Origin of the sequence: Microcoleus sp. S13_B4 (genome assembly GCF_036700885.1) — a bacterium.
GTDB lineage: Bacteria > Cyanobacteriota > Cyanobacteriia > Cyanobacteriales > Microcoleaceae > Microcoleus.
Window position 1 is genome coordinate 1 of sequence record NZ_JAUBPU010000025.1, and the last position, 12429, is coordinate 12429.

Here is a 12429-nt window from a genome sequence, read left to right on the forward strand (position 1 = left end):
AGCAATTTTAGATTGAGTTTTGCCGTCATTGAGCAATAATAAAATTAGAATTCTTTCTCTAACATTTGCCTTTTCTTACTCTCTCAAGGCTTTTTGTAGTTTCTCTATTTGTTGGGGATTGAGATGGTTTTTAGCTGGAATTTTTGTAGAGATTGACTAAACTCATTTTTTATTATACCCTATTTAAAGGCACAACAGCTTACCCCATCTAAGTACCAAGCGAACAATGTGACCGTTGGAGCGATTTGATGCCTCTGTTAAGGTGGCAGTTGTGGTTGGCTCAAGATTTAGTTCGAGACTATCACTTGCTGCAGGCAAAAACCTCTGACTAATTTGACTCCTGGACGGGTCGCTCAATCCCTTTTCCCACTTTTGGTCAAGATTGGCACTCCAGCTCAAGCACCAAAACCACGGGGAAAATCCCCTGGTTGGCCGACTGGTCAATATCGCTCGGGGCGCATGCGCTATCCACTATTAAAAAAGGGTCGAGGTCAGTTCCAAAATATCGAAATTTGACTTCTTAATCACATATATTTGGCTGCCCAATGGATTTTTTATGCCTCAGTTTCTAACTGAGCCCGCTTTTCTTTGTCTAAACTCTAGAACAGAGTTAATGCCTACTTGTTGAGATATTAATCTCCTTACAAATGGGTTGTTTGAGGCAAGCGATCTCAAAGTCTATCCAACCGGAGGCTGTGGAGTAATCGCTACAGAATTACAATCAAGCAATTAGTGAACAGGAGGTGCTTTGGCTCCAGCGCCTCCCTTGCCGAGAAACAGCAGCAATGGCAGCGAGCAGAGAAAGACAATGCCGACAAAGCGAAAAATGTCTGCGTAGGATAGAACGGCTGCCTGCGTATTGACTAATTGGGAGAGCGCGGCGAGGGCTTGTTGTTGGGCAGTTGCCGCATCAGAACCGCGACTCTGAAACAAACCAGTGAGTGCGCTGAGCCGCTCAGTTGTTTCTGGATCGTAAGGCGTTAACTTTGCCAACAAAATGGCTCGATGAAAAGCCTCTCGTCGAGCCAGTAATGAGGTCAGAATGGCAATGCCAATACTACCGCCGAGCTGACGAGTCAAGTTATAGAAGCCCGAGCCAGCCGATACATCTTCTTTGGGGATGGAACCCAATGTTGCCAAACTCAGGGGCAGGAACATCAAAACCGTAGTTGCACCGCGCCAGATTAGGGGCCAAAACAAATCATCAGTTCCGGTTTGGGGGGTGATTTTTGCCAGCTCGAACATGACGGCTGCCGTTCCACCGGCTCCCAGCGCAATTAAAATGCGGGCATCCACCTTAGTCGAAATTTTGCCCAGTAAAACCATGATGATGGCGGACGCTAAAGCTCCTGGAGCGAGTAGAAATCCGGTTTGCGTTGCCGAAAAGCGCAGCACGCCTTGAGCAAACAGCGGTACAGCAAACAAGGCTCCGTACAACCCCATGCCCAAAATACCAGAGTAAAGGCTACCGGCTGCCAGGGATTTATGCCGCAGAACCCGCAAGTCAACTGCTGGTGCTTTTGTGCTGAGTTCTCGCCAGATGAACAGAAACAGCCCCATAACCGCCACAAACGCCAGGAGCGTAATGAAACCCGATTCAAACCAGTTTTCTTTTTCCCCTTCTTCCAAAAATGCTTGCAAACTACCTACCGCAATACACAGCAGTACAATTCCTGTCCAGTCAACTTTCTGCTGGCTCCGTCCGTGTTGCTTCGAGTCTGGTCGGAGAAACACGATCGCCATAATGACAGCCACAATACCGACGGGCAAATTGATAAAGAAAATCCAGCGCCAGCCTAATGTATCGGTCAGATAGCCGCCTAGCGTGGGACCAATAGCCGGACCTGCAATCACCCCAACTCCAAACACCGCCTGCGCTAACCCCTGTTCCGCAGGGGGAAAAGTTTCAAACAGAATCGCTTGCGCTTTTGCCAACAGTCCGCCTCCGCAAAAGCCTTGAAGAATTCGAGCTACCACCAGCACCGGCAGGTTGATGGATAGACCGCATAACATCGAGGCGGCTGTGAACCCGATCATGGAAAAGACAAAGTAGGTTTTCTTGCCGAAGAAGTCCCCCAACCAAGCAGAGAGCGGAATCATCACAACGTTGGCGATCGCGTAACCCGTTACGACCCAAGCAATTTCGGTCACGGTTGCGCCTAATGTCGCCTGCATATCTGTTAAAGCAACGTTCACAATGCTGGTATCAATGACTTCTAGAATGGCTCCCAGAGAAGCCGTCAGGGCGATCGCCCACTTGAGCGGTCCCTGCACGTACCCGGCTGCATCATAGGCAGATTGTTCCAATTTTTTTAATGGTTTTGCTCGCTTTTGTTGAGCGTTTTGCTGGTCTTGAGGCTCAGCCTCTTCCAAATCGGTAAAAGCCTGAATATCAATAGAATCTGGTTCAGTTGCATGACTCTGTATTTGAGGGCGTTTCATTTTTAGTCTCTACTTTTGCGATCGCCTCCGGCAGGTGCTTCGCACCACCGCAACGGGTTAGGGTGCTTTAATCTGGAAATGCCAAATTCATAAGAAAATTGTCAGGAACCTTCATTCTGGAGACGAAGTACGAGTTACAGAAGACGCTGCTGTGCTAACTCCCCGCACAAATAAATCCACACACCCTTCGATGTATCGTTTACGGCTATAGCCCCGGTTTACTTGAGAAACATGGCGGCGAATCATACCAGACAGCAGCATTCCCGTCAATTGATCTACTGCCAGTGGCAGGTCAACATTCGGACGAATACTGCCACGTTCAACACAGGTTTGTAGATAGGAAATTAGTTTTTCACGTAGCGGTAAAAATGATTGCTGAAGCACCTCCAGTGCTTCTATCGGATGTCGGTGAGCTTCACCAATAAACATCCGAAATAGAGCTTCGTACTCCTCCAGCATGTCGTCGTGGAGTTTTGCATAATGCAGGAGATCGCGGCGTAGGTCATAAGTCCATTCGTCTTGATGCGCCAACGCCTCCATCCGCAAGGCTGTAACGTGGTGGGCAACCGCACTCAACACTTGCTCTTTGCTGTGAAAGCGGCGAAACAAAGTGACTTCACTCACATCTGCAACACGAGCAATTTCACGAGTTGTCGCTCCAACGTAGCCTTCTGTAGAGAAAACTTCAATCGCGGCTTTCAACAGGCGATCGCGGGTTTCTGCTGCACTTCGATTCGTTCTACTCATCTCTATTAATGTAAGCACTAACTTACATATTCTAGCTCGCCAAAGGGCTGTAGCTTCAGCAGAAAGACGGATTTTTGAAACACCTCGGGTGGGATTTACGCTCAGATGCCGGGAAACTAGGAAAAGTCGTCGCGCCAGGAAACTAAAAAAGATCGCAGCAGGAAACCCGGTTTCTAGGCTAAAGCCGAGAGGTAGAGTTGAGGGAGTGTTGCCACTCCACCACCTCTGTTCCGAAACCATGCTTGCGATTGTTCACCGCACAGATGGACGGGGCGACAATTCCGTCAAAAGCCTTACCTGTAGCCCAAGAGGGAAACTCGCAGCTCAAAAAAGATGGGCCAAAATTCACTTATTCGCCCTATTAAGTAATTCTGTGCGTGTGGAGCTGTGCGATGGCGTTAATAATTTTAGAGTTCTGATTGCCAGTCTGGATCTACATATCCGCAATCTATCAGAGCAGGTTTTAATTTAAGCGTTTTTAGGTGTTCTAATACTGCTTGAACATCTTGAGATGAAGCAGGTTTCACAGCAAACTGCTGCACTCCTTTATGAAAAATGGCATAGTATGCGTTATAACTGTTAACGAGTTCTAAATCAACCCATTTGACATAGAGTTCATCGCCTACAGCTTTTAATTCAATCGCAAGCATTGCTTTTTTCTTGATACGTCTTGCCAGTTGCAAGGCAGCCTCAATAGCTTCTTTTTGTGTCACAGCCAAAGGAATTTCGCCATCATAAACCAAGCACTCTCTCAGGAATATCTAACAAGTCCAAATTGTCGAATTAAATTTGTTGGTGTTCCGCTTAATGTTTCTGATTTTACCCTAAAGTTGCGGCGGTTCATAAAACATGATTGTACAGATAAATCAGCAGGCAATGAGATTGTTTTAAACCAAGCACCCTCACTATTATTGTATCTAGATTTGACTCAACTTTACATCTCTGGGGGCAGCTTGTGAGCTAACACTTTCAAGAGCGGAGTCGGGGCCGCCTCCACCGCCTTTCTACCGCCTCGATTTCAGGTGTCGGCAACAACTAACATCGCTCCAATTCTCCTTACAACGAAGCCTGAGAGCAAATGCTCTCAGGCTTTTCTAGCGGAATTTTTAACTGCTTGTTGCATCTGGCGCGCTAGCTCAAGCAGAGGATTTAGTTTCTTCAGCTACTTGCTCGTTGTTGGGTAACTCCAGGCAATAACCGGCCCCGTATACGGTTTTGATGTACCGAGGATGGCGGGGATCGGGTTCCATTTTTGTTCTCAGGTGTCTGATGTGTACGCGAATAGTTTCGATGTCGTCATCGGGGTCGTAACCCCACACTTCTTTGAGAATTTCGCTGGGAGAAACTGTCTGACCGTGCCGCTGAAGCAAGCAGTGCAGCAACTCAAACTCTAGGTGGGTCAGTTTGACTGTCTGAACGTACCAAACAGCTTCAAACCTTTCGGGTACCAGGGTCAACGGGCCGTAATTCAGGATTTCGGAGTGTTTGGCAGCTTGGGGGATGCGATCTGTGCGCCTCAGTAGGGCTCGCACTCGGGCTAGCATCTCTTCTAGTTCAAAGGGTTTGGTCAGGTAGTCGTCGGCGCCGGAGTTGAAGCCTTCTACTTTGTCTTGAGTTTGACTTAAGGCTGTCAACATCAAGACGGGAATATCTGAGGTGCGATCGTCACGCCGCAACCGCTGACATACGGTGAATCCGTCTACTCTAGGCAACATCAGATCTAGCATGATTAGGTCGGGCAGCAGTTGTATGGCCAGTGCCTGACCTTTGATGCCGTCTTCTGCCTGGGTGACTTCGTACCCAGCCATTTCTAGGTTGACGGCTACGAGTTCGGCGATCGCCGCGTCATCATCAATAACAAGTATCCGGGGCATCATTATTTATCTCACCGCTAACCGAATGGCAGACCTTACAGCCTTCTGGGCGTTCCAGGTAACTTTAACAACCAATTTTTTAATTTTAAGCTTCATTTAAGAATTATAAGGTTGATTAAGAACTTTTTGAGCTAGGTAAAAATTGTTGTACTAATTCTACAGCAGATTGCAGGTCTACGAGGTACATTGATTATCCCCGTAGGGACACGGCATTGCCGTGTCCCTACCTGGAATTTCAGATTTTAGAGAAGATTCAGGGTGGGGGCGCAGGCAAAGGGTTAACAGCTACGGAGCAATAGTTGTCTCTTGAGTATGCTGAGTATTTTTGCCCGAAACGGTTGCCTTAGCGCCTAGTTTTTGGAAATAAAGATTGCCGATTGTTGCTAAAAATGTTATGTAACCGATCGCTTGGACGAGATAAAGTCGATCTCTGTATCCAAACAGTGCTTTCAGAATCACTCCTGGAAATTGCCGATCGGGCAAAATTTCCACTGCATTCCACACCATCGGCCCTAAAATACAAGAGTGGATGCGTGCAGAGCGATCGTAATAAAAACAAATCGCGCCATCGTTGCTATTCATCTGCGATAAAATCCCAGCGGCTTGGTCAAAATGTTTGAGTGCAGATACTGCCAAACCTGCCACAATTAACAGCAACAAAATCCCCATAAACTTGAAAAACAGACGGATATCAATTTTGACACCCCACTTGAACAGTAGCGCGCCAATGATTGCCGCCCCAGTCAAACCGCCCAAAGCTCCCAAAGCGGGACTCAAACCTTGTTGAAATTGAGCGGTGACAAATATAACTGTTTCAAAACCTTCGCGCAGTACCGCAATAAAAATTAAGCCAAATACGCCCCAGCCAGCATTGCTATTTTCTGTCAAAGCTGCTGTAACTGCTCCTTCAACTTCTGCTTTGAGAAAGCGCGCTTGCTGAGTCATCCAAATTAGCATCCAGCTTAGCATTGCGATCGCCACAATGCCCAACACGCCCTCTAATAGCTGTTTAATGACTGGTGCGTAAGGCTGCTCGGATGTTGATAGTGCTGCGAGCAATCCATTGAATAGAACACCCACAAAACCGCTAGCAGCAATGCCGGCTGCGATACCTGCATAAACCCAAGAATTGAGGTGACTTTGCTCAGCTTTTTTGAGGCAAGCTAGTACAATTCCGACGACTAAGGCGGCTTCTACGCCTTCGCGCAGGGTAATTACAAAAGTCGGTACGGCTTCACTAAAATTCATTTTTTATAATCATGGGACATGGGCATGGGGCATCGGTCATTGGCCATTGGAAATAACAATTAACCAATAACCAATAACAACTAACTCATGATTAAATCAACTATAATCCCGCAGCATTTTTTTCAATTCTACTTGGTGCAATTCTTCTTGTCCAATTAGATTGCGGGCATATTCTTCCAAATAAACGCTCGATCCTGTAACCACTTCAAGTAAAGATTTATACTTTTTGAGCGCTTTTTTCTCGTGATTTAAACTTTCTTCCAATAAGTCTTTCACCGAGTGTTTGTAGGTTTCTTCGATGGGAGCAATTTTCTGACTAGGGTGCCCCTCTAAACCGGTGAGAATTTCTCCTGCTTGTTGGGCGTGGAGTAGGGATTCCGTTGCTTGTGCTTTAAAAAACTGCACGATGGGAATCCGGTTTGGCCCAGTAACCATTAGTGCATAGTGTGTGTAGCGTACGACACCTGCTAGTTCCCATTCCATGATGGTGCATAGCAGTTCCTGAGTTTTTTTGTCGTCAAGTTCTTTCATTGGTTGTTTTAGATGTAGAATGCCCTAGAGGGCGCTGTTTATAATAGCACATTTAAGTTAAAAATGAAAAGTAAGGTGCGCCATCAGCACCTTACCGGAGAGATGTTGTATGTGAGTTACGGGTTAACTTCTAAGGTTCCCGTAGGAGCAAACACTACAGTAAACTTAGCGACTGGTGCTGCACTGTTAGTGCTGCTAGTTTCGGAAGATTTCAGCAGATTTGGCAAAGGAGTTTCTTGGGTGTAATCCTTGGCTGGTTGATTGAGCGGCTCGAAATTGCCGATCGCCCCATCTTGACTTGTAGTGACTCGATAGACTAGATTTTGATTGAACGTAGGGCTAGTTTGCCAACTCTCATTTATGCGATCGTAGACTTTCAGAGCTAACTCATCTAGTTTTACGCTATCCGTAATTTCTGCTGTCTGATTTGTTCCATCCACCGCCTGAACTTGCTGCTGGCCTGCTGATACAGGTACAGCTTCGACAGTCTTATCTGTAGGGCTACTCGCAATAGCCGTTTCAGTAGACGTATTAGTGAAAGGTACAACCTGTGGAGACTTCTCAGGCAGCTTTTTTTGGCTGTCAACAACTAAACTGGAATTATTTGTAGTCGCAAGCGCACTGCTACTCGCAATAGCTGGTTCCGCCAGCGCCTTAGCAACAGCATTATCGGGTTTTTTCCCCTCGATTGTGAAAGACTTGACGTGGGAACCGAGAAACTTTTCTTTTTGGCTGACGCGCCACATTGAGATAGGAAAAGTCACAAAGAAAAGAGTCAAAACTCCCATACTAATCCAAACTATTTTGTGCATCTCCCTGGCTGGGAGCGGCTTATTTTTTGTTTCCATCATCAAACCTCGCATTATTTAAGTTAAGGGCAAATAGGGGAAGAGAGGATGCCAGGACATAGCTGTCGCAGCAACTAACAAAGCAAACATCCAGAAAAATATGGTGCGACTTTTAATCTGCTGATTTTTCCACAGCAGATGCAGAATTGGCCAACTGACAAGCCAACCGACAAGCAACATAGTTTCTTTGCCCGTGTAGCTACCGATGTTTCCCCACAATTCATCATTAGTCTTGCTTCCCGGAATCCAACTACCGAGGTTCCAAAGCATTTCGTTTATCTCTTTGGATGTGTCCCCTAAATGGTGACTCACCATCATTGTAAAACAACCAATTGCAGCGCTAACTATTGCTGCTGCTGCCGGGCCCGAAACGCGAGGCGCAGTTGCCGAACCCTCAGCTAAACCGTTGGGAAAGTGTTTTAATTTGCTCCAAAATTTTCCGTAAAAAGTTTCATCACCCGCATGACTTGGGCGGGATAATTGTCTGGTCATTTCACAAATCTCCTATGATAGTTGATAGTCGATAGTTGAAAGTGGGTAGGGGCAGTGCCACCTTGTCCGCCCTGAGAGTCAATCGATTGAGAGTTGAGAGTTGAGAGTCGATTGATAGTTGATAATTGGCAAAGGGTGACTACAAAGCATGAATTTTAGCCACGCCAATTCCACTTACCATGCCACCCATTGAAAAAAACATTAGCGCCATCAAAGCTACACAGGTTGCGGTTAAAACCTGGCGATTCTGCTTTTCTAAAATTGCATCGCCGTAAGTCCACAGAATCCAGGTGCAAGCTATTGCTAATGGCAGGGTAAACAGGACGCTAAACTCGTGATATTCCATCAAAACATACTGCCCTAAAGGCGAGTTTTCTTTCAGCCAAGCCCGAGCTCCGCCAAAGTCCATGCCTGCCCGATAACGCATATAAGCCCAATTGCCGGTAGCTATGGCTAAAAAGCTCAAAATAGATGACCAAAAGGCTAATGTACGCATTTGCGGCAAGATTTTACCGGCACCCCGCAGCAAGGGGAAAGCTAAATGTCCCGTGTAAACCATCACTACCATTGCAAACATTGCGCCTAAGCCGTGAATGGTTCCCATCAATCGTTGCCAATGGCTGGGATGCAGTAGGTTGACTAAAGGTAAAAACAGAAACATACCAGCCGATAAAAAACTCAGTCCGTAGATAGAAACTTGAGCGATATCTAACTGTCTGGGAAATTCAGATGTAACTAAATCGGTAGTTGAGTCTGGGGTTGAGTGCTGCACCGCTGGCGGGCCTCCTGTAGGTTGGTCGGAAAATTACTTGAGAATAAGCGCATTAGTATTGTGAGTTTCTTGATAATGCAGCTCGTGCGGGAAAAGCCGATCGCACATTGGCGCTAGTGACAACTGCAAACCTACTGCTAACTATATCAACTCGCAATAATTGAGGCTTTTTCGTTTCTAGAACACCCAATAATTACGACTTGACTAGCTTTAGCCCAATTTCGCTGCTGCTGTGGTCAAAAAATTAATGCAATTTATTCTCAAGAGTTGAGAATAAAACCAATTAGGGATTTTCAGTTTTTTCTTTATATTTTTTTAATATTCTTGTTTGAGCTTGACGCTGAATACATTTTGCTTGTAAATCTGTAAACAAATATTGATAATTCTTATCAAAAAGCTTCAATTTGCAGGTGGTCTGTAAAATATCCGAATAATTCTTCAGGATTATTTAATGTAAAATTTCTCAGGCTCAAAATCCTGCCCCAGAGGCGCTAATCTATATCGAATAAGCGATCGCCCGCCACCAATCCCCCGATCGCTCGATCGCATTAATGCCCCCAGAGGGGGTTTTAAATTTTTGTAAAAAATAGTTGACTAAAGAGTTGGAACTTCTCTCGTTTGGGATAGATCGATGCACATACCTGATGGTTTCCTTTCACCGCCAGTAGCCGTTGCCACCGGCATAGCAAGTGCAGCAGTAATTGCAGTTGCCCTGAATCGAACCCGCGCCAGTCTTGGGCTGCGACAAGCCCCAATCATGGGTTTAACCACAGCTTTCGTGTTTGCCGCCCAGATGATCAACTTTCCCGTAGCCGGCGGTACCAGCGGGCACTTATTGGGAGGGGCGCTGGCATCCGTCGTTTTGGGGAGCCCTTGGGCGGCAACTTTAGCGATGAGCACAGTTTTTATAATTCAGAGCGTCTTGTTTGCCGATGGGGGCATCACCGCCTTGGGAGCCAATATTTTTAACATGGGGCTAGTTGGCATTTGGGCGGGCTGGTGGCTGTTGCAGCCGTTGCAGCAACTCTTGGGAGGTTCCCGAAATCGTTTGCCGCTAGCTGCGGGGATTGCAGCCGCCCTCAGCGTAGTTGCTGCTTCTATTTGCTGCGCGATCGAACTCGCAATTTCTGGTACAGTAGCGCTCAATATCGCATTGCCAGGAATGGTAGGCGTACATATTTTAATTGGGATTGGCGAAGGGGTAATTACAGGCGGCGTTTTAACTTATCTCGTCAAAGTGCGGCCGGATTTACTGCCGGGAGAACAGCCGCAATTGCAGAAATGGGTAGTGCCAGTAATCGGAGTGTTATTAATTTCGGGCGTGCTTTCGCTGTTCGCTTCAAGTTGGCCTGACGGGTTAGAAGCGGTAGCCGAAAAACACGGCTTTAAAGATAAAGAAGCTCCGGTGATCGAAAATCCTACTCCTTTAGCGGGTTACGGTGTTAAAGGATTAGAAGAACAGCCTATTGGTACTAGCATTGCTGGACTTTTAGGGTCTGCCTTCAGCTTCGGCGCGGCCTTTGGTATTGCTCAGTTGGTGGTAAAACCTAAAGATGTCTAAACTGTCCATACCTTTTCGATTGCGCCTGTCTTTGACAATTGTCATCGGCATTGGTTTTATGAAGACTGGCGCTTGGCTGTGGCTGGGTATTTATGGGGCGATCGCACTTTTTTGGTCGTTTTGGCTGAGAGCACCGCTGCGAACCCTAGTACAACTATTAGGAGCAGAATTAATTTTCCTCTCCTTATTAGCACTGCCACAAGGTTGGGAACGCGCTAGTTTTCTGTTGCTGCGTTCCCTAATTTGTCTGCTAATTATGAATAGTTTTCTGCTAACTTTGCCGCCCCACAGTTTCGGAATCGCCCTCAAAGGATTGCCCCTACCAGCCGGCTTGCAAGAGATTGTACTTTTAGCAGGACAATACTTAGAAATCTTGCTGGCAGAAGTCAACCGCATGAAAAGATCCGCCCAACTCCGAGGCTTGTCCGGTACGGGAGGATGGCTGCGCTACGCCAGTGCTTCCATGATCGGGGCCCTTTATTTGCGAAGTCTCGATCGGGCAGAAAGAGTACACGCAGCCATGCTAATTCGCGGCTATCAAGGAAGTGTGCCCGCCGACTCAAAATCAACACCAAAAGAGCGACTATGGCTAACAATAACAATTTTAATAGTAGCCGGATTAACAACAGCTTCTTACGGTAATTGGGAATGGGTAATTGGGAATTGATAATTAACTGGTTCTTATGATCTGCCTGGGAACCGATGTCCAGAGGCTCTGCCTCGCTTCTTGCGGAGGAACATTGGAGGCAGAGCCTCCCCATCTGCGTTAGCAGGCAGAGCCTGGGAATGAGTAGAAATTATTCAATCTAAAATCTAAAATCTAAAATCGGATGACTAATCTCAAATCCCCACCAACAATCGAAGTGCAAGACTTAGTATTTGGCTATCCCGAGCAAAAGCCAGTATTGCGGGGAATTTCTTTTACTTTGCAACCGGGAGAAAGAGTTGCTTTACTCGGCCTGACAGGTGCTGGTAAAAGCACTTTGCTCGAAAACTTGATCGGATTAAAAATGCCTCAATCCGGTGAAATTAGAGTGCAGGGAAAAAAGTTGGAACCGAAGACTTTATCGCAAGCGCGCAGGCAAATTGGATTTTGCTTTCAAGACGCTAACGACCAGCTATTTATGCCGACTATTTTGGAGGATGTCATGTTCGGGCCGCGCAATTACGGAGTGCCACCGGGAGTTGCGCGCGATCGAGCTTTAGCCCTATTAGACGAATTCGGTTTAGTAGAATTTGCCAACCGTTCGGCCCACGAACTTTCGGGAGGTCAAAGAAGATTAGCAGCCTTGGCAGCAATTTTAGCATTAGAGCCGACAATTTTAATCTTAGACGAGCCGACTAACGGACTCGATCCGTCGTGGCGGCGTCACTTGGCGTCAGTTTTGTCCCAATTGCCGATCGAGGTAATTTTGATCGCTTCTCACAATTTGAATTGGATCGGGAAAACGACTCAAAGGGCGTTAGTTTTGGCGGATGGTGAGATTAAAATTGACAGAAAAACTAAAGATTTGCTGGCAGATACATCAACTCTAGAACATTACAATTTACCCCCGGATTGGTAATAATTTATTGGTTTGTAGTGAGGATTTTATTCCTCTATACAAACCGGATAACGATGATTTTACAGGATAGGAGACGACAGGTAATAGACTTATTACTAATAAAATTTTGAGGTGTCGGTAAACCGCAGATGCAACGCAGATAATTTCAAGATTGTTGGCGATTTTTGCAAGAGGTATATTGAGCGTGGAAACTGGGTTGTTTCGGTCAACGGCATTCTACTAAAATTTAGAGTTAATCTGATAGGACTTACGCACGGTTGTTGAGAAACCGGATTTTTTTAGGAAAAGACGGGTTGTAGACCGCAATTCGGTAAAAAACCCGGTTTCAGCGCCCCGATGCGTCCAGGAC

12 protein-coding genes and 1 pseudogene are annotated in these 12429 nt (G+C 46.3%); 3 read left to right on the plus strand and 10 right to left on the minus strand.

All coding sequences use genetic code 11. The features are described 5' to 3' along the window. From QT994_RS15070 to QT994_RS15115, 10 genes and pseudogenes are all read right to left on the minus strand, one after another. Positions 1 to 141, minus strand: a pseudogene (locus tag QT994_RS15070) (IS630 family transposase); the annotation flags it as partial. Between the two features lie 588 nt (positions 142 to 729). After that, entirely contained in the window at positions 730 to 2442 is a 1713-nt protein-coding gene (locus tag QT994_RS15075; protein ID WP_333175820.1) for a DHA2 family efflux MFS transporter permease subunit, read from the minus strand. A gap of 111 nt (positions 2443 to 2553) precedes the next feature. Beyond that, positions 2554 to 3189, minus strand: coding sequence for a TetR/AcrR family transcriptional regulator (locus tag QT994_RS15080; RefSeq protein ID WP_333044551.1), 636 nt, complete (start codon positions 3187 to 3189; stop codon positions 2554 to 2556). 407 nt (positions 3190 to 3596) lie between these two features. After that, complete coding sequence (locus tag QT994_RS15085) at positions 3597 to 3902, minus strand: hypothetical protein (RefSeq protein WP_333044549.1); 306 nt, start codon at positions 3900 to 3902, stop codon at positions 3597 to 3599. 423 nt (positions 3903 to 4325) lie between these two features. Then, positions 4326 to 5063: a response regulator transcription factor gene (locus QT994_RS15090; protein WP_333044642.1), complete on the minus strand. Its 738-nt coding sequence runs from the start codon at positions 5061 to 5063 to the stop codon at positions 4326 to 4328. 285 nt (positions 5064 to 5348) lie between these two features. After that, complete coding sequence (locus tag QT994_RS15095) at positions 5349 to 6311, minus strand: FTR1 family protein (RefSeq protein WP_333175823.1); 963 nt, start codon at positions 6309 to 6311, stop codon at positions 5349 to 5351. Between the two features lie 96 nt (positions 6312 to 6407). After that, positions 6408 to 6842 carry a ferritin-like domain-containing protein gene (locus QT994_RS15100; RefSeq protein ID WP_333175825.1) on the minus strand — a complete coding sequence of 145 codons (435 nt, stop codon included), beginning with the start codon at positions 6840 to 6842 and terminating at the stop codon, positions 6408 to 6410. A gap of 116 nt (positions 6843 to 6958) precedes the next feature. Then, positions 6959 to 7693, minus strand: a complete 735-nt coding sequence (locus tag QT994_RS15105) for a hypothetical protein (protein WP_333175827.1) — start codon at positions 7691 to 7693, stop codon at positions 6959 to 6961. Positions 7694 to 7708: 15 nt separating this feature from the next. Further along, positions 7709 to 8182 (minus strand): hypothetical protein, encoded by a 474-nt coding sequence (locus tag QT994_RS15110; protein ID WP_333175829.1) that lies wholly within the window; start codon positions 8180 to 8182, stop codon positions 7709 to 7711. 139 nt (positions 8183 to 8321) lie between these two features. After that, positions 8322 to 8954: a hypothetical protein gene (locus QT994_RS15115; protein ID WP_333175831.1), complete on the minus strand. Its 633-nt coding sequence runs from the start codon at positions 8952 to 8954 to the stop codon at positions 8322 to 8324. 631 nt (positions 8955 to 9585) lie between these two features. Here QT994_RS15115 and QT994_RS15120 point away from each other — a divergent pair. The 3 genes from QT994_RS15120 to QT994_RS15130 all read left to right on the plus strand — a co-directional run bounded on the left by QT994_RS15120 (position 9586) and on the right by QT994_RS15130 (position 12080). After that, complete coding sequence (locus tag QT994_RS15120; RefSeq protein ID WP_333175833.1) at positions 9586 to 10515, plus strand: energy-coupling factor ABC transporter permease; 930 nt, start codon at positions 9586 to 9588, stop codon at positions 10513 to 10515. Continuing rightward, complete coding sequence (locus tag QT994_RS15125; RefSeq protein WP_333044539.1) at positions 10508 to 11182, plus strand: energy-coupling factor transporter transmembrane protein EcfT; 675 nt, start codon at positions 10508 to 10510, stop codon at positions 11180 to 11182. The genes QT994_RS15120 and QT994_RS15125 overlap by 8 nt, the downstream gene beginning before the upstream one ends. 163 nt (positions 11183 to 11345) lie before the next feature. Next, positions 11346 to 12080: an ABC transporter ATP-binding protein gene (locus tag QT994_RS15130; protein ID WP_333175835.1), complete on the plus strand. Its 735-nt coding sequence runs from the start codon at positions 11346 to 11348 to the stop codon at positions 12078 to 12080. The last annotated feature ends 349 nt before the right edge of the window (positions 12081 to 12429 follow it).